This window comes from Erythrobacter neustonensis (assembly GCF_001663175.1).
GTDB classification, from domain to species: domain Bacteria; phylum Pseudomonadota; class Alphaproteobacteria; order Sphingomonadales; family Sphingomonadaceae; genus Erythrobacter; species Erythrobacter neustonensis.
In genome coordinates, this window is record NZ_CP016033.1 from 782,111 (window position 1) to 799,081 (window position 16,971).

The 16,971-nt window shown below is 63.3% G+C and carries 22 protein-coding genes; 9 read left to right on the forward strand and 13 right to left on the reverse strand.

Annotated elements, in window-relative coordinates; translation table 11 throughout:
• Positions 1-59: 59 nt before the first annotated feature.
• The gene (gene dksA, locus A9D12_RS03660; RefSeq protein ID WP_068349885.1) at positions 60-518 is read right to left on the reverse strand and encodes an RNA polymerase-binding protein DksA; all 459 of its coding nucleotides are present in this window, start codon (positions 516-518) and stop codon (positions 60-62) included.
• 275 nt (positions 519-793) lie between these two features.
• Here dksA and A9D12_RS03665 point away from each other — a divergent pair, with 275 nt between their 5' ends.
• Positions 794-1,114: an SEL1-like repeat protein gene (locus A9D12_RS03665; RefSeq protein ID WP_068349886.1), complete on the forward strand. Its 321-nt coding sequence runs from the start codon at positions 794-796 to the stop codon at positions 1,112-1,114.
• Here A9D12_RS03665 and A9D12_RS03670 read toward each other — a convergent pair.
• From A9D12_RS03670 to A9D12_RS03690, 5 genes are read right to left on the reverse strand one after another with little or no spacing between them, the layout of a single operon-like run.
• The gene (locus tag A9D12_RS03670) at positions 1,111-2,259 is read right to left on the reverse strand and encodes a GNAT family N-acetyltransferase (RefSeq protein ID WP_068349889.1); all 1,149 of its coding nucleotides are present in this window, start codon (positions 2,257-2,259) and stop codon (positions 1,111-1,113) included. The two genes, A9D12_RS03665 and A9D12_RS03670, sit on opposite strands and share 4 nt — an antisense overlap.
• Positions 2,256-2,984, reverse strand: a complete 729-nt coding sequence (locus A9D12_RS03675; RefSeq protein WP_068349890.1) for a glycerophosphodiester phosphodiesterase family protein — start codon at positions 2,982-2,984, stop codon at positions 2,256-2,258. Before A9D12_RS03675 ends, A9D12_RS03670 begins: the two co-directional genes overlap by 4 nt.
• Entirely contained in the window at positions 2,981-3,436 is a 456-nt protein-coding gene (locus A9D12_RS03680; protein WP_197489909.1) for a RidA family protein, read from the reverse strand. The genes A9D12_RS03675 and A9D12_RS03680 overlap by 4 nt, the downstream gene beginning before the upstream one ends.
• A gap of 2 nt (positions 3,437-3,438) precedes the next feature.
• Positions 3,439-4,059, reverse strand: coding sequence for an HAD family hydrolase (locus tag A9D12_RS03685; RefSeq protein WP_068349892.1), 621 nt, complete (start codon positions 4,057-4,059; stop codon positions 3,439-3,441).
• Positions 4,056-4,265 (reverse strand): DUF3572 family protein, encoded by a 210-nt coding sequence (locus tag A9D12_RS03690; RefSeq protein ID WP_068349893.1) that lies wholly within the window; start codon positions 4,263-4,265, stop codon positions 4,056-4,058. Before A9D12_RS03690 ends, A9D12_RS03685 begins: the two co-directional genes overlap by 4 nt.
• Before the next feature lie 121 nt (positions 4,266-4,386).
• On the opposite strand from A9D12_RS03690, the gene A9D12_RS03695 reads away from it, so the two are divergent.
• The 7 genes from A9D12_RS03695 to A9D12_RS03720 all read left to right on the forward strand — a co-directional run bounded on the left by A9D12_RS03695 (position 4,387) and on the right by A9D12_RS03720 (position 9,157).
• Positions 4,387-4,749, forward strand: coding sequence for a response regulator (locus A9D12_RS03695; RefSeq protein WP_068349895.1), 363 nt, complete (start codon positions 4,387-4,389; stop codon positions 4,747-4,749).
• Between the two features lie 116 nt (positions 4,750-4,865).
• Entirely contained in the window at positions 4,866-5,108 is a 243-nt protein-coding gene (locus A9D12_RS03700) for an acyl carrier protein (RefSeq protein ID WP_068349897.1), read from the forward strand.
• A 2-nt stretch (positions 5,109-5,110) separates the two neighbouring features.
• Complete coding sequence (gene spt, locus A9D12_RS03705) at positions 5,111-6,343, forward strand: serine palmitoyltransferase (protein ID WP_068349903.1); 1,233 nt, start codon at positions 5,111-5,113, stop codon at positions 6,341-6,343.
• Between the two features lie 184 nt (positions 6,344-6,527).
• On the forward strand, positions 6,528-6,983 hold the full coding sequence (locus A9D12_RS03710) for a hypothetical protein (RefSeq protein ID WP_068349905.1): 456 nt from the start codon (positions 6,528-6,530) through the stop codon (positions 6,981-6,983).
• The gene (locus A9D12_RS14835) at positions 6,980-7,555 is read left to right on the forward strand and encodes a terminase large subunit domain-containing protein (protein WP_068349907.1); all 576 of its coding nucleotides are present in this window, start codon (positions 6,980-6,982) and stop codon (positions 7,553-7,555) included. Before A9D12_RS03710 ends, A9D12_RS14835 begins: the two co-directional genes overlap by 4 nt.
• Positions 7,488-7,841 (forward strand): DUF2793 domain-containing protein, encoded by a 354-nt coding sequence (locus tag A9D12_RS15185; RefSeq protein ID WP_418251578.1) that lies wholly within the window; start codon positions 7,488-7,490, stop codon positions 7,839-7,841. Before A9D12_RS14835 ends, A9D12_RS15185 begins: the two co-directional genes overlap by 68 nt.
• Before the next feature lie 173 nt (positions 7,842-8,014).
• Positions 8,015-9,157, forward strand: a complete 1,143-nt coding sequence (locus A9D12_RS03720) for an OmpA family protein (protein WP_068349909.1) — start codon at positions 8,015-8,017, stop codon at positions 9,155-9,157.
• A gap of 261 nt (positions 9,158-9,418) precedes the next feature.
• Here A9D12_RS03720 and A9D12_RS03725 read toward each other — a convergent pair whose 3' ends face one another.
• From A9D12_RS03725 to A9D12_RS15120, 7 genes are all read right to left on the reverse strand, one after another.
• A complete protein-coding gene (locus A9D12_RS03725; protein WP_068353591.1) occupies positions 9,419-10,975 on the reverse strand; it encodes a spinster family MFS transporter in 1,557 nt (518 codons plus the stop codon).
• Between the two features lie 48 nt (positions 10,976-11,023).
• A complete protein-coding gene (gene queC / locus A9D12_RS03730) occupies positions 11,024-11,716 on the reverse strand; it encodes a 7-cyano-7-deazaguanine synthase QueC (protein WP_068349911.1) in 693 nt (230 codons plus the stop codon).
• Positions 11,717-11,760: 44 nt separating this feature from the next.
• Positions 11,761-12,183: a hypothetical protein gene (locus tag A9D12_RS03735; RefSeq protein WP_068349913.1), complete on the reverse strand. Its 423-nt coding sequence runs from the start codon at positions 12,181-12,183 to the stop codon at positions 11,761-11,763.
• Between the two features lie 84 nt (positions 12,184-12,267).
• Positions 12,268-13,167: an Hsp33 family molecular chaperone HslO gene (hslO, locus tag A9D12_RS03740; RefSeq protein WP_068349915.1), complete on the reverse strand. Its 900-nt coding sequence runs from the start codon at positions 13,165-13,167 to the stop codon at positions 12,268-12,270.
• Between the two features lie 43 nt (positions 13,168-13,210).
• Complete coding sequence (gene argF / locus A9D12_RS03745) at positions 13,211-14,161, reverse strand: ornithine carbamoyltransferase (protein ID WP_068349917.1); 951 nt, start codon at positions 14,159-14,161, stop codon at positions 13,211-13,213.
• Positions 14,158-15,357 carry an aspartate aminotransferase family protein gene (locus tag A9D12_RS03750; RefSeq protein WP_068349919.1) on the reverse strand — a complete coding sequence of 400 codons (1,200 nt, stop codon included), beginning with the start codon at positions 15,355-15,357 and terminating at the stop codon, positions 14,158-14,160. Before A9D12_RS03750 ends, argF begins: the two co-directional genes overlap by 4 nt.
• Before the next feature lie 139 nt (positions 15,358-15,496).
• Complete coding sequence (locus A9D12_RS15120) at positions 15,497-16,267, reverse strand: cold-shock protein (protein ID WP_068349920.1); 771 nt, start codon at positions 16,265-16,267, stop codon at positions 15,497-15,499.
• A gap of 262 nt (positions 16,268-16,529) precedes the next feature.
• Between A9D12_RS15120 and A9D12_RS03760 the strand changes: the two genes are divergently transcribed.
• Positions 16,530-16,961 carry a protein tyrosine phosphatase family protein gene (locus A9D12_RS03760; RefSeq protein WP_068349922.1) on the forward strand — a complete coding sequence of 144 codons (432 nt, stop codon included), beginning with the start codon at positions 16,530-16,532 and terminating at the stop codon, positions 16,959-16,961.
• Positions 16,962-16,971 lie beyond the last annotated feature (10 nt).

A 16,971-nucleotide genomic window follows, 5' to 3' on the forward strand; every position in this document is an offset into this window, starting at 1 on the left:
AGCCGTGCCGCGTTGCGCGCCGTCCCAGCGCGGCACAGGTCATGTCGACAGTGCTGCGATCAATCGTCGCGCGATACCTTTTCGCGGCGTTCGTGCGCTTCCTGTGCTTCGACCGTCATCGTGGCGACCGGGCGGGCAATCAGGCGTCGCAGCCCGATCGGATCGCCGGTGACCTCGCAATAGCCGTATTCGCCCGAATCGATCCGCCGCAGCGCCGCATCGATCTTGGAGACCAGCTTGCGTTGCCGGTCGCGGGTGCGCAGTTCGATGCCCCAGTCGGTTTCGCTCGATGCGCGGTCGGTGAGATCGGCTTCGCGCATCGGCCCATCCTGCAAGGATTGCAGCGTCTGTCCGGCGGCCGAGTGGATCGAGCGTTTCCATTCGATCAGCAACATCCGGAAATAGGCCTGCTGGCGCTCGTTCATGTATTCCTCGTCGTCACCCGGCACATAGTCGGGAGCGAGCAGGCGCTTGGCCTTTTCGAGGATGTCGATATCGTCAGACCCGGTGGTTGGCATCAAGCTCTCTCATCCCGTGAAAGCTGGGAAGACCGTCGCGTCCTGACGCCCTGAATTTTTTCATTGGCTCACCTGGTCCCAGCAAGCGATGTGCAGTGCGCCGCCTATAGGCACAGCCCCGAGGGCGCACAAGCGGTTTGGCGCGGTGGCGCGCCGAATCACGCCGGTTTGCCAAGCCGCTAACCGCGTTAACCAATTCTTGACCATAAATGCCGCACTCCTTGCCGCCGGAAGGATCGCATGGGGGCGATCCGGTGAAACGGGGAAATTCGACAATGACCATCATCGCGATCGGAGGCAGTGTTTCACGTGAAACATCGCAGGAAGGCCTGCTTGGCACTTGGCTGGCCGAGGCTGCACGGGGTGACGCGGGGGCCTGCTATGACCTTGGAGTGGCCTTTTCTGCCGGAAGCAACGGCGCACCCTGCGATCTGATCGAAGCGCACATGTGGTTCAACATCGCCGCTGCCCGTGGGCATGAGGATGCCGCGTCCTGCCGCGCCGATGTCTCGGACGAAATGACCGCACGCGAGATTGCCGAAGCCCAGCGCCGTGCGCGCCAGTGGCTTGCCGAAGGGCGCCTGCGCGCAGCCTAGGCTTTCCTGAAGGGCGTGCGACCGCCCAGATAGAGCCGATCGCTCGCCACGCCCTCGCGCTCGCGTTCGAGAAAGTCTTCGACCGCCGCGCGAAAGCCCGGGTCGGCGATCCAGTGCGCGGACCAGGTCTGCACCGGTTCATACCCGCGCGCCAGCTTGTGCCCGCCTTGCGCACCGGCCTCGACCCGCGCGAGGCCGCGGGTGATCGCGATGTCGATCGCCTGATAGTAGCACAACTCGAAATGGAGGAAGCGCACGTCGCGTGTGCAGCCCCAATAGCGGCCATACAAGGCATCCTTGCCGACGAAATTCAGCGCGCCTGCAATCGGCTCGCTTCCATCATAGGCGAGGATCAGCACGATCCTGTCGCCCATCCTTTCGCCCAGCAGGGTGAAAGCCTCGCGCGTCAGATAGGGACTGCCCCATTTGCGCGCCCCGGTGTCCTGATAGAACACCCAGAACGCGTCCCAGTGCTCTTCGCCGATCTCGCTGCCCGTGAGATGGCGGATGGTCAGGCCTTCGACCGCCGCGGCGCGCTCCTTGCGCAGATCCTTGCGCTTGCGCGAGGACAGCGCGGCGAGGAAATCGTCGAAAGCGGCGTAACCGCGATTGATCCAGTGGAACTGGATGTCGGAGCGCAAGGCCCAGCCCGCCTCTTCGAACAAGGCGATTTGCTGAGGGTCGATGAAAGTCGCATGCGCGCTCGACAGCGCGTTTTGCAGACACACCGCCTCGGCCCCTTTGAGCAGATGCGCGGCAAGGCTGTCATCGGACAACAGCAGTCGCGGGCCGGTGGCGGGCGTGAAAGGTGCCGCAATCTGGAGCTTGGGATAATAGCGCCCGCCGGCGCGGTGCCAGGCATCGGCCCAGGCGTGGTCGAACACATATTCGCCCTGGCTGTGCCCTTTTGCATAGGCCGGCATCGCCGCAAGCAGGCGCGCGGCATCGTCGGTGATCGCAATCGGTGCCGGTTCCCAGCCGGTGCCCGGGCCGACGCTGCCCGAATCCTCCATCGCGGTCAGGAATTCGTAGGAGACGAAAGGATTGTCCGCCCCGCCGAGCGCATTCCATTCGGCAGCATCGAACGCGGACACCGAAGACGCGATCCGGACGGTAAGGTCGCTGGCCTTCGCGCCGCCGGTCACGCCAGCCCGCCCCCTTCGGCAATCAGCGCATCGGCATGGGCAAGACCCAGCGCGCGGGTTTCGGGCGAGCGCACCGTCCATGTCAGCAAGGGCCGTCCGCCCGCGCGCCATGCGGCAGCTTCCGGCCGGGCAAGATCGCGCACATCGATGGCGAGAAAATCCGCCTCTGCCTGTGCCAACGCCTCGGGATTGCGCCACACGCCCTGAAATCCGTTCTCGAGCGTATCGGTTCCCACCAGCCCACGCGGCACATTGGGGGCATTGTGCGCGAACCATTCCGGCACGCGGGGGTCGAAGCTCATCGCCGCAGCCGCACCTTCGTAGCTATCGAGTTGCCATGCTACGGCCGCGCAGCTCCGCTCGACATCATAGCCGGGCATCGACTTTATCTCGATCAGCAACGGCACTTGGCCAGCAACTTCGGCAAGAAACGCCGATAACCCGACAGGCCGCTGATCGGTGCCGAGCAGACGCAATGCCTCGATCGCGTCGGCAGGAAACTGCGCGGTCAGCCCGCCCTCGCCCGTTAGCCGCGAAAGCTCCCAGTCGTGGAAGACCATCGGGTGATCGTCGCGGCTGCGCTGGATATCGCATTCGATCCCCATGCCCGCCGCAATAGCGCCTCTGGCTGCTGCCAGAGAGTTTTCCGGCACGCCCGGCCCGTGCAGGCCGCGATGGGCATATTCCCACCGCGTCAGCCAGTCGGGCGCGCCGCGAGCGGTCATGCCTTCAGCGCGACGATCGCGTCGACTTCGACCGCCGCGCCGCGCGGCAGCGCGGGCACGCCCACGGCGGCACGTGCATGCTTGCCGGCATCGCCGAACACCTGCTCCATCAGATCGGATGCGCCATTGGCAACCTCGGGCTGGTCGGTGAAATCGGCGGTGCAGTTGATGAAGGCGCCCAGCTTGACGATCCGCCCGACGCGTTCGAGCAGGCCGGCCGCTTCGAGCTGCGCGATGATCATCAGCCCGCAGGCGCGCGCCGCATCCTGTCCGCCCGCGACATCGACATCGTCGCCCAGCCGGCCCTTGACCACCTGACCATCGACGAAGGGCAGCTGGCCCGAGACATGGGCAAAACCGCCCTCGACCACCACCGGCACATAGCTGGCGACGGGCGCAGCGGCCTTGGGAAGCTGGATGCCGAGTTCGGCAAGACGGGCGGCAACGGTCATCATCAATTCTCCAGTCGTTCAAGCAGCCACGGCAGGGCTTCGTCCCACCGATCGATCCGGGCCTCGGCATGGCCTGCCTGGTGCGCACAATCAATGGCATGGGCGATCATCGGTTCGCCGCACAGGTGCAGGCGTGTAACCTGAGGGGTGATTTCGGCAACGCTGGCGTGGTGCTGCGCCAGATCGTCGATGAACAGCGCGCGGGAGGGCGCATATTCGTCGATGATCGCCTTCAGCGCCGGGCCCTTGGGCCCCTGATTGGTAAACACCCGCGCATTGATCCCGACCTTGGCCAGCTGCTGCGCGCGCGCGTCGCGGTGATGATCGGTGAGATTGGTGAGGATCACCACATCGGCCTTTTCGGCCAGCGTGTTGATGCCTTCGACCGCGCCGGCGATGGGGGCCTGCGAATCCATCTCGGTGTCGAAGAATTCGCGCAGCATCCGCCAGATATCGGGCGGCGCGAGCAATTCGCCGCTTTCCTGCCAGCGCAGGGCTTCGGCGAAATTATGCCCCTCCAGATGGAAATCGACCCCCCGGCTCGCCCCCAGCCAGTCCTTGAAAGGCGCGACCATGTGCAGCAGCACTTCGTCGCAATCGGAGATGATGAGGGGCCGGGTCATGCTTGCAGAAAATCCTTGGCGGCGATCAGTTCCTCGGGCGTGACGGCCAGCGCTTCGGCCGCGCGGATCAGATCGGGTTCGTAATTGGCGAGAAACTCGATGCCCGAAGCCAGCACAATCGGATCACCCAGCCCGCTGCGCAGAGAATCGGGATCGAGCCCGGTCAATTCAAGGTAGCGCGCGGCGCGGTCCTCGCATTCCAGCACCCAGCCGAGCGCCGCCAGCGCGAGCGTTTGCGAATTGACGGACGGGGATGGGGGCTGATGCGGAATTGCGGTATCCTTTACGCGGGGTTAGTCGTAAGGCTGTCGTTATGCGGGGCGTGCAGTGACAAAGCGGATCTTGGTTGTCGAGGACAATGACCTCAATCGCAAATTGTTCTGCGATGTGCTGCGCGCCAACGGGTTCGAGGTCGAGCCGGTGGCCGATGGCGACAAGGTGCTGCAAACGGCCCGCGATACCTCGCCCGATCTCATCATCATGGATATCCAGCTTGGCGGGGTTTCCGGGGTCGATCTGATCGAAGCGGCCAAGCGCGACCGGCGCCTGTCGGCAATCCCGGTGCTCGCAGTCACAGCGTTTGCAGCCAAGGGCGACGAGGAGCGGATTCGCGCTGCCGGGGCCGAAGGATACCTGTCCAAACCCGTCTCGATCGGCCCCTTCATGAATGCGGTGAAAGCGCTGGTCTGATCCTGCTTGGCATCGCGGGCAGCGGCGAAAACTTGACAAGCTGCATCATCCGCCGTTTTGCAGACGTATATCCGTGGCACATGCCACGCGACCACCGACGCAATGAAAGCCACGCCATGACCCCCGCCGAAGTCGACACCGCGATCCGCACCCTCGTCGAGCCGTTCAACAAGAAGGGCATCGCCATCGAGGATGCGACCACCTTTGCGGGCGATCTGGAATTCGACAGCCTGACCGTGATGGATTTCGTCGCCGCGATCGAGGACGAGTTCGACATCATCATCTCGATGAACCAGCAGGCCGAAATCGAGAACTGGGGCCAGCTCGTGGCGGCGGTTCACAAGCTGCAGGATAGCTGAGAATGGCAAGCACCACGACCGAAACCGCCGCAGAGGCAGTCGATCTGCTGGCGAAGTTCGACCCGATCATCCAGACCCGCGAACAGTTGTTGTCCGCCGGAGTTGAGGATCCGTTCAACCTCGTCATGGAACAGGTGCTTTCGCCCACCCGCGCGATCTGCAACGGGCGCGACACGATCCTGCTCGGCACCTACAATTACATGGGCATGACCTTCGACGAGGATGTCATCGCCGCAGGCAAGCAGGCGATGGAGGATTTCGGCGCGGGCACGACCGGCAGCCGGGTGCTCAACGGCACCTTCCGCGATCACCGCGATGTTGAGGCCGCCTTGCGCGAATTCTACGACATGGATCACGCGATGGTGTTCTCGACCGGCTATCAGGCCAACCTCGGGATCATCTCGACGCTCGCGGGCAAGGGCGATTACATCATCCTCGACATCGACAGCCACGCCTCGATCTGGGATGGCTGCGCGATGGGCAATGCCGAGGTCGTGCCGTTCAAGCACAATGACATCGAAGCGCTCGAAAAGCGGCTCAAGCGCGTGCCCGAAGGCGCGGGCAAGCTGGTGGTGCTCGAAGGCGTCTATTCGATGATGGGCGACGTCGCCCCGCTCAGGGAAATGGTCCGCATCGCCAAGGAAAACGGCGCGATGGTGCTGGTCGACGAAGCGCACTCGATGGGCTTTATCGGCGAGCATGGCCGCGGCGTCGCCGAGGAGCAGGGCGTGCTTGCAGATGTCGATTTCATCATCGGCACCTTCTCCAAGAGCGTCGGCACGGTGGGCGGTTTCTGCGTTTCCAACCACCCCAAGTTCGAAGTGCTGCGGCTGGTGTGCCGGCCCTATGTCTTCACCGCCGCGCTTCCGCCGTCAGTGATGGCGAGCAGCGCAGTATCGATCCGCAAGCTGATGCATGGCGGCAACAAGCGCACGCATCTGTGGGAAAACAGCCGGACGCTGCACCAGGGCCTGATCGATCTAGGATTCAAGCTCGGCACGGAAACTCCGCAGAGCGCGATCATCGCGGTCATCATGCCCGATCTCGAGAAGGGCGCAATGATGTGGGAGGCGCTTTTGAAGGAAGGCCTCTACGTTAATCTCGCGCGCCCCCCCGCAACGCCTGCGGGCATGACCTTGCTGCGCTGCTCGCTGTGCGCCGAACATTCGGCCGAGCAGGTGCAAACCATCCTCGGCATGTTCGAGCGTGCCGGCACGGCGATCGGGATCATCTAATTTGGCTGCTAAACGCGCGGTAACAGCGGACACCACAGGCCATTTAACCAGATCGGTTATTTATCTTGACATCGTGACGCTCTCTGGTTAGAAACAGACAGCATCGAAAAATTGCGATTCGCCACAGGGCGGCCCTCCAGCACGGAGAGCCGCCCTTTTCCGTTTCCGGTCAGGAGTGGTTTGCATGGTCGACCCCGCACTGCCTCGCCGTTCCCCCCGCGCTTGCCCCGGCCGACACTGGCGCAAATTGTTTCTCGAAACGCTGTCGGCCACATCGAACGTCGCCCGCGCCGCGGCGGCTGCAAATGTCGGTATCGAGCGCGCCTATCAGGCCCGACGCGACGAACCCGAATTCGCCCGCGCCTGGCAGGCGGCGATCAATGACGGCTACCTCAATCTCGAAATGGAAGTGATCCGCCGTCTGCGCGAAAGGGACCTCATCACGTCCAACGGTGACAAGTTCGACTTTGCCAACGTGATCCGCCTGCTTGCCGCCCAGCGCGATAGTTCAGCGCGCGGCAACAATCAGGTGCGCGATGTCAGCCCGGCCGAAGTGCGCGCATCGATCGACCGCAAGATCGAGGATATCCGCCGGCGCATCGCGCGCCAAAAAGCCGCGGCCGAAAGCAAACGCGAATGAGCGGCAGCTACGAATACCTGATTGCCGACCACACCCCGGCCGGCGAGAAACTGCGCCGCACACTGGTCAAGAAGCTCGATCAAGCCGAGCGCAACAGCTTCGATTATGTGTGGGAATATGCGGCGCGGCGCGAGCAATTGCCGCCGCCGGGTGACTGGCGCATCTGGATGATCATGGCCGGGCGCGGGTTCGGCAAGACGCGGGCGGGCGCCGAATGGGTCAGGATGATCGCCGAAAATCACCCCGACGCCCGGATCGCGCTGATTTCCTCGTCTCTCGCGGAAGCACGCGCGGTGATGGTCGAGGGCGAAAGCGGATTGTTGGCGGTCTGCCGCCCCGGAAACAAACCGATTTACGAGCCGTCGCTGCACCGGCTCCGCTTTGCCAGCGGGGCGCAGGCACAGCTGTTCTCGGCCGCCGAACCCGAAACGCTGCGCGGCCCGCAGCACAGCCATTGTCGCAGGTCAGGCGCAGAAGGAATTTTTCGTCAATCAAGCCTTGAGTGTGCTGGACGCGCTACATGCGCGGGCCATTACCGCGTCGCAGGCAACGCCTCCCGCGGCGGCACCTGACGGCGCGTGCTACCGGGTAACGAGCCCGGCAAGCGGTGCATGGGTTGGAAAGGAAGGCGCAATCGCGATCCGCATCAATGGCGGTTGGCATTTTGTCATGCCATCAGAAGGTCTCGCTCTGTTCGATCGCACGATCGGACGTTCAGTCGTTTTCCGCAATCAGTGGCAAGTGGCGCCAGCGCCGGCGTTGGCCGCTGGGGGAACGGTGGTCGACGTTCAGGCGCGCGCGGCGATCAATGCCGTGATCGAAGCGTTGCGGAATGCAGGGCTGCTGGGCACGCCATAGACGCGATAGCGGATCGGCGGATTTGCGCGGCTTTTCCGGTTGAATTTTTGATCGCGACCCCCGTATCGCGACATTCTTGCAACACCTCGGAGCCATTGATGGCTTGCCTCGTGGTGGGCGAAAAGATAGAGACAAAGGGTGCCTCAAGTCCAATAAAAAGGGGAATTTCCGAAATGCGCAAACTCGTCATTGGAATGGCGATGGCTTCGACCGCGCTGACCACACCCGCCATGGCCCGCGATGGCCAGTGGTATATCCAGGGTGATGGCGGCGTGATGATCGTCGAAGATCAGGACCTCGACGTCAACGGCGTGGCTGACAACGCCAAGGCCAACTACGACACCGGTTACGACTTCGGTGCTACCGTCGGTCACGACTTCGGTGGCTTCCGCCTCGAAGCTGAAGCCAGCTACCGCGCTGCGGATCTCAGCGATGTCCAGGCGGGCACGCAGGGTCTCGTCCTCAATCCGAGCAGCACTGCTCCGGGTGGTTTCAACACCTTCACTGGCGACACCCGTGAAGCGATTGGCGAAGTCAACGCACTGAGCTTCATGCTGAATGGTCTTGTCGATTTCGGCGATGACGATGGCCTGCAGGGCTTCGTCGGCGGCGGTGTCGGCGTTGCCCGCATCGATATGGACGGCCGCGTCAACGAGAACGGCCCCGGCGTCTGGAACGACTCGGACACGGGCTTTGCCTGGCAGATTCTGGCGGGTGTTCGCGCACCGCTCAGCCGCTCGCTGGATGTCGGCCTGAAGTACCGCTTCTTCAACGCTCCCGATGTCGATCTGGTGGATCCGCTGGGCCGCACGCTGAGCACCTCGCTCCGCACGCACTCGCTGCTGGGTTCGTTCACCTACAACTTCGGCGGTGTGGAACCCGTGGTTGTGCCGGAAGTGGCACCGCCGCCCCCGCCGCCGCCCCCGCCGCCCCCGCCGCCCCCGCCGCCGCCGCCGCGGGTTGCTTGCAACACCGGCCCGTACATCGTGTTCTTCGACTTCGACAAGTCGGACATCACGTCGGAAGCCGCTGGCATCCTCAACAGCGCGGTCACTGCTTACAGCAACTGCGGTACGGCAAGCGTCATGCTGGCAGGTCACACCGACCGTGCGGGCAGCACCACTTACAACGAAGGCCTTGCAGAGCGTCGTAACACCGCCGTTCGCACCTACCTGACCGGCCGTGGCATCCCCACCGGTCGTATCACGAGCCAGGCTTTCGGTGAAACTCAGCCGCGGGTTCCGACCGCTGACGGTGTGCGCGAAGCGCAGAACCGCCGCGTGGAAGTGACCTACGGTCCGGGTTCGGGCATGTAAGCTCGCGTCCTTCTAGACCACGAGATCGAGGGGCCGGAGCGATCCGGCCCCTTTTTCTTTGCGTGACTATCTTTTGCTGGGCCGGAAGTTGAACCTGCAGGGTAATATCCTGTCGACCTTACCCAACAGCGCCGGGGCGTTTTACGTCACCATGACGATCTGACCCGAAAGCGCGCAACACGCAGCCTCCTGCAGCGCGACATCGCGCTCTTCATATGATCAGATCGGCATTCCTGCCTGCATGGCCGGGAAAGGCCTGCGTCAGTTCCGTGCAGCGGCCTCGGCGCGCTCGGTCATGGTTGCTTCTGCCTGTGGCAGGGTACGGTAGGCATAGACCAGCAGCGCGAATGAAATTGGCGCAACCGCGATCAATGAGAGCACCCCGATCCGCATGCTCCCGCTGAGCTCGGATATCTGGCCAACCATATAAGGGCCAATCGCGAGACCGACGAGCGTCGTAGCGAGGAAGAAAGAGGCCGTCGCAGTGCCTCTCATCCGTGGCAACACGAGGTCCTGCGTCGTCGCTGCCGCGGCTCCCAATGCGGTCGCAGCAAACATCCCGGCCAAGAAATTCATGATGTAGAACAGTGTCGGATTGGACGTGGTGAAGCCGATCCAGATCGGAATGACTGGCGCGAGAATGCCGAACATCACCACAAGAATACGGCCCGAAGGGTTCCGGCTGCGCAGCCGGTCCGACATTCGACCGCCGAGAATGACACCAAGAAAGCCAGACACGGCGCCGCTTCCACCGAGGACAAAGGCCAGTTCTGCCTTTGGCAAGCCTAGAACGGTTTCCGCATAGGGAGCTGACCAGAAGGCTAGGGCGTAAGCTCCCAGCGACACGAGCCCGTATCCGAGCGCGGTGCAGACGAAGGCAGGGGTGCCCCATATCAATTTAAACGTCGCGGGATCATGCCGCCGAAGCGTCGATGCCCATGAAAAGACCGCATAGTAGCCGAAGGCCATCGCAGACCACTGCGGCAGATTTCCGGTCAGACCGATCATGACGACTGCCAGCGCCACCATCGCGGCAGCAACCAGCAGGTTGATGATGAGTGCTGCAGCACCCCGCCGCATTGCATGTAACAGCGTGAAGGGCGGAAGCAGCATTGAAAGATCGACGAAGAAGTCGATCAGCGGATGACGGCTATCCAGCGCCATCTCGCTCGGGCGCGTTGGTTCGCGCAAGGACGCCACCCACGCCGCAAGCAGCACCCCGGGGATGCCGACCGCAAGAAATGCAGCCTGCCATCCGACCAGACCACCAAGACCGCCACCCGGATAGGCTGCATCCCAAACCTGCGAGATCTTCGCACCGATGAACAGCGAGATACCGCCGCCGATATAAAGGCCGGAGGAATAGATCGCGAGCGCGGTGGCGCGCTGCCTCGACGGGAAATAATCGGAAATCAGCGAATAGGCGGTCGGGCTTGCGGTAGCCTCGCCTACGCCCACGCCCATCCGCGCCAGAGATAGAGAAAAAAAGTTCCGGGCAAAGCCCGACAGGGCTGTCATCGTCGACCATAGCACTAGCCCAATGGTCAACAGGCGCACGCGGTGCCAGCGATCCGCCAATCGTCCCAGCGGCACGCCGAACAGCGCATAAAACACCGCAAAGGCCGCTCCCCCCAGAAAACCCAACTGGCCATCGGTCAGAGACAGATCCCGCTTGATGTCGACTGCCAGTATCGAGAGGATCTGGCGATCGATGAAGTTGAGGATATAAACCACAACCAGGACGCCAAGCACGTACCAGCTGTACGCGGACGCAGGCTGTTCGCTGCGATCCTGCGCCGCGGTGACTTCCTCAACCAAAATCAATCCCCTAACCCGTCTGTTTGCAATTGACCGCGGTGCAGGCGGTCAGGCGTTATACCGGGTGCTATCGACAATACCGGCCTCGGCAAAACCCTTTTTGCGCAAACGGCATGAATCGCACAGGCCGCAGGCAAGACCCTCGGGTGTGGGGTCGTAACACGACCAGCTCCACGCCGGATCAAGGCCCAATCGTGCGGATTCGCGCGCGATGTCGGCTTTGGTGAGATGTTGTAGCGGTGTGTGCACCCTGAACGGAGCGCCCTCCACGCCCGCCTTGGTTCCCAATCGGGCCGTTTCGGAGAAACTCGCGATGAATTCCGGCCGGCAGTCAGGGTAGCCCGAATAATCGAGCGCGTTGACACCGATGAAGACATCACGCGCGCCTGCAGCCTCGGCGCATGCCGTGGTCAGTGCGAGAAATACGAGGTTGCGTGCGGGCACATAGGTCACCGGGATATCCTGGCCCACCCCGCCCTTGGGCACGTCGATGCTGTCCGTCAGCGCCGATCCCCCAAACGCACGCAGATCGAGCGCGATTTGCGTATGCGCCGCCAGCCCAAGCCGCTCCACGATAGCTGCCGCTGATTGCAGTTCCAGCTTGTGTCGCTGGCCATAATCAACCGTCAGCGCGTGGACGGCAAAACCGGCCTCTTGTGCAAGCGCTGCCGTCACCATGGAATCCAGCCCGCCCGACAGCAGAACAACTGCCAGCGGCTTCCCATTTTCTCGATCCAACATAGAGCCGCACTATCATGCGGACCGGCAAACGCAATCGGCCCCGATCAGCACGATCCCGTGCGACGCGCCTCTGCGATCAGCTCGAACGGCTTTCCGGCTTGAATGCCCTGACTTTCGATCTGAACGAGCGCACCCGTTTCGCGCCTGATGCTCGTTCGCCCATAGCCGTTGGCGGGGCAAGTATACTGAACCGTCACGCGCGAGACACCATCCTCGACCACGAAACGGCTGCACCCACTCGTCCGGTGAGCCAGTTGGATCAGTTCGGCGCCCGATCGCACGCAGATCTTGCGATCAGGCCGGACGCCGCGTTGCTTGATGGTCCATTCCCCCTTGTTCAGGGTTCCCAGCATCGCAAGCCCGCTACCTTGTGCGATCACCGGCGCTGACATACCCAGCATTGCGCCGATCACAGCAAGCCCGGCAAAGGCTGCACGGCGTGGAGAGATATCGGGGCGATACGTCATGATTGTCCTGAGGCAGATTTCATCTGCTGAAAATTGAATGTTTTGGTGTTTGTTGCATGTCTGGCGACGAATTTTCGCCGGGCATCAAAGATCGAGTGCAAATCGCTTCGAACAGAACGCACAGTCGACCGCGATAATCCCGTCGGCGCCGCGCATCTCGTCTTGCTCGGCCGCCGGGAAGCGGGCAATCACCGATTCGTAATGCGCAGCGGTGCAGCGGCACCCGCGCGAGAGCGTCGCGCCTCGCTGGACACGCACTTCACTTTCCTCATGAAACAGCCGCCAGATGATTGCTTCGAGCGAAAGCGCAGGATCAAGCAGTTCGTCATGGCTGATCGTGCCGGACAGCACCTCGACATGCTCCCAATCGGGGTGGTCGAGCCGGGCATGCAGCCGCTCGCGCCCTTCCTCGCCATCGGGAAGGTGTTGAACCAGCAGGCCGGCAGCCATCCGCCCGTTCTTGCCCGCGCGGCTGGCCACGCGGATCAGCGTTGGAATCTGTTCCGACTGGGTGAAATAGCTTTCGCAGGCCTCTGACAGGCTCTCACCTTCGAGCGGGACAATGCCCTGGTAACGCTGCTTGCCCTCGGTTTCAAAGGTGATCGCAAGATAGCCTTCACCAAACAGCGCCGTCAGCGAAGGATTGGCGCCAAGCGTGGCCAGCCGCTCGACGTCAAAATCGGCATAGCCCCGTACCGCGCCCGCACGATAATCGCACACCAGCAGGCTGACGATGCCGCCTTGGGTCTGGGCCTGCAGCGTCATCTGCGCGGCCTCCCCCTTGAGCAAGCCGCCCATCAGCGTGCCCAGCACCAGTGCCTCCCCCAGAAGATGCGTGATCGGCGCGGGATAATTGTGCGCCGATAGCACCTCTTCGAGCACGCCCTCCATCCGGACGATGCGGCCGCGGGCGTTGCGCACAGGCAGGGTGAACCCCAGCAGGGTATCGGAAAAGGTTTCGGCGGGAGCGTTGGTGTCAATCATGGCGCGCCATATGGGTATGCATGGCGCGCCGCGAAACCCCCTGTCAGTCGCTCAACATCCCGAAAGCCCACAAGAGCACCGATTTCTGCGCATGGATGCGGTTTTCCGCTTCATCGAAAACCACCGATTGCGGGCCCTCGAACACGTCTTCGGCGACCTCCTCACCGACGTGCGCGGGCAGGCAGTGAAGGAAAATGGCTTCGGGCCTGGCCAGTTCCATCAGTGCGGCATCGACCTGATAGGGAGCCATCGCCGCAAGCTTGGCCTCGGCATGAGCCTGCCCCATCGAAATCCACGTGTCGGTGACGATCACATCGGCATCGCGCGAAGCGATCTGCGCGTCCTGCGTCAGCGTGATGCGCGCTCCGCCAGCGCGGGCCAGAGCGACGAAGGCCGGATCGGGTTCATAACCCGCCGGCGTTGCAACGCGCACGTTGAACTTCATCAGGCCGGCCGCCTCGAGGATCGAGTGGAGCACGTTGTTGCCATCCCCGAACCAGGCGACTTCCAGCCCCGGAAGCGCCTTGCCGTGTTCGATCACGGTCAGCAGATCGGCGACGATCTGGCACGGATGCGACATGTCGGTAAGGCCGTTGATGACGGGCACCGCCGCATGCGCGGCCATCTCCTCGATCTTGGCGTGGTCGTCGGTGCGCAGCATGATGCCATCGACCATCCGGCTGAGCACGCGCGCGGTATCCGCGATGCTTTCCCCCCGACCCAGCTGGCTCGATGACGAATCGAGCAGCAGCACCGTGCCGCCAAGCTGGCGCATCGCGATGTCGAAACTGACCCGCGTGCGGGTGGAGTTCTTCTCGAACACCAGCGCCAGCACGCGGCCTTGAAGCGGCGCATCGGGATCGGGTGCACCCTTGGGCAGGCCCTGACGCGCGGCCTTGCGGCCGATCGCGTCATTGATCATCGCCGCAATCCCATCCCCCCCGGCATCACCGAGATTGAGGAAATGGCGGGTCGCACCCGATCCTGCCGTCATGCTGCCTCGGGCACCTTGAAGCTGGCCGCGCCGGCGGACAGCTTGTCGAAGAATTCGTCCATTTCGGCATCCCCGATCACCAGCGGCGGGATGATGCGGATCGTGTTGTCGCCCGCAGCCACCGTCAGAAGCTGGTGGTTGTCGCGCAGGTGGACGTAAAACGGCCGGCTCTCCATCTTCATCTTGATGCCGAGCATCAGGCCCTTGCCCCGCACCAGTTCGAACAGTTCGGGATAATTGCCGATGAACTGCTCGAGCCGCGCGCGCAGGCGCTCGCCCTTGTCCGCCACCTCTCCAAGGAAGTCGTCGTTGGCGACCGCTTGCATCACGGCCATCCCCGCCGCCATCGCCAGCGGATTGCCGCCATAGGTCGATCCGTGCGTGCCGAAGGTCATGCCCCGCGCTGCATGTTCGGTCGCGATGCATGCGCCGAGCGGGAAACCGCCTCCGATGCCCTTGGCGGTTGCCAGAATATCGGGCGTGATGCCGTAGTGCTCGTAAGCGTAAAGCTTGCCCGTGCGCGCGACGCCGCACTGCACCTCGTCGAGGATCAGCATCAGACCATGCTCGTCGCAGAGCGCGCGCAGGCCCGCCATGAATTCCTGCGAGGCAGGGCGAATGCCGCCTTCGCCCTGGATCGGCTCGACCAGAATGCCCGCGGTCTGCGGTCCGATCAGCGCCTTTGCGGCCTCGAGATCGTCAAACGGCGCATACTTGAACCCGGCGAGCAGCGGCGAGAAGCCGTGGTGCATCTTTTCCTGATTCGACGCGCTGATCGTCGCCATCGTGCGGCCGTGGAAGGCGTTGTGGAAGGTGATGATCTCGAACCGGCCCTTGTCGCCCGCATCGCCCGCGTTCTGATGGAACGCGCGCGCGGTCTTGATCGCGCATTCGACCGCTTCGGCGCCCGAATTGGTGAAGAACACCGTGTCGCCGAAGGTCTTGTCGACCAGCCACTGGGCCAGCTCTTCGCCTTGCGGACTGCCATACAGGTTCGAGACGTGCATCAGCGTCGCCGCCTGCTTCTGGATCGCCCCGATCAGCCCTTCGTGCGAATGGCCGAGCAGGTTCACCGCGATCCCACTGGCAAAATCGAGATAGCGCGTGCCGTCCTCGCCGATCAGATGGCAGTGCTCACCGCGCACCGGCCTCACGCCGCAGCGCGGGTAAACGGGCATGAGCGGAGTAATCGACATGGGCATCACTTCCTGAAATTGAGAAATCTGAAGGGGATGGAAACGCAAATGGCGGCTCTGAACCAGAGCCGCCATCCGCTTTACCGTGTAATCTTCCGGCTGCCCGTGGTCAAACTTGCGGGGAGCCGGAGCGGCTGGATCAGCCTTCGATCGGTGCCAGATTGACGGCGGAATGCTTTCCGCGTCGATCGACTTCGAGATCGAATTCGTAACGCTCGCCTTCGTTCAGCGCCGACAGGCCCGAACGCTCGACCGCGCTGATGTGCACGAAGGCATCGGGCTGGCCATCATCGCGGACGAGGAAGCCGAAGCCCTTCATCGCGTTGAAGAACTTGACCGTGCCCTTGGCGCGTTCGCCGGTGAGCTCGCGCTGCGGAGCAGCGGGCTTGGCCGCAACAGCGATGACATCGCCGACAACCTGCAGATCCTGCGCCGACACCTTGCCGCCGCGGTCCACGAGGTTGTATTGCAGTTCCTGCCCTTCGGCGAGGCCTTCGAGGCCCGCACGTTCGACCGCGCTGATGTGCACGAACACATCTTCACCGCCGCCATCCTGCTGGATGAAGCCGAAACCCTTCTGGCTGTTAAAGAACTTCACGGTGCCCTTGCCGGTGCCCACGATCTGGGCGGGCATGCGGGTGAAACCACCGCCGCCACCGCCGCCGGGGCCACCCGGACCACGCGGGCCGCCGCCGAAGCCGCCACCGCCGCGCGGAGCACCGCCGCCACCGCCATAGCGATCACCGCCACCGCCGCCGCCAAAGCGATCGCCGCCGCCGCCGAAGCGATCACCGCCGAAGTCGCGCGGGGGCGAGTAACCATCGTTGCCGCCACCAAACGGATCGAAATTGTCTTCGCCGAAACCGTCGCGCTTGTCGCGGCCGCGCCGGCGTCCCCTATCGTAACCCATAGATCAGTACGTACCTTGCCTCACTGCCCGCCTTCCAGGATGCCGGTGTGTGGACAGTGAGCCGCACCGGACACAGACGCGCCGAGCTTGTGGGCCGGTGCGCACGTGGGATCATGTATAGCGCACAAAAGATTGCTTTGCGAACGAATTTACCGAACCATTCGGCGGCCCCCGTGGCGCACCATGATCGGCCATGCTTGTGCCGGTGCCTGGCATTCGGCATGAAGATTGCCGCACTCCTTGCACAATGACAGGCATCCCCATGAGCGATTTTCGTCGGCTGAACGACAATATCTATGTAAGTCAACAACTTGAACTTGCAGACATCGAAGCGGCGCGCGCGCTCGGCGTGGGCCTGATCGTCAACAATCGCCCCGATGGCGAGGAACCCTCGGCACCGCAAGGCGATGCCATCGAAGCCGCAAGCGCGGCGGCGGGCATCAATTATCTGGCGATCCCGGTCGGCCATTCGGGGTTCAGCGAGCCGCAGGTCGACGCGATGATCGCTGCGATGGAGCAGGCCGAGGGCCCGATTCTCGCCTATTGCCGATCGGGCACGCGGTCCACGCTGCTGTGGGCGCTCGCCAGCGCCAAGCAGGGCGAAAGCCCCGATACCATCGCCCGCAGCGCCGCGCAGGCCGGCTACGATATCGGCCCGGTGCGCGCGATGGTCGACATGCTCAGCCAGCGCTGAGGCATCATCG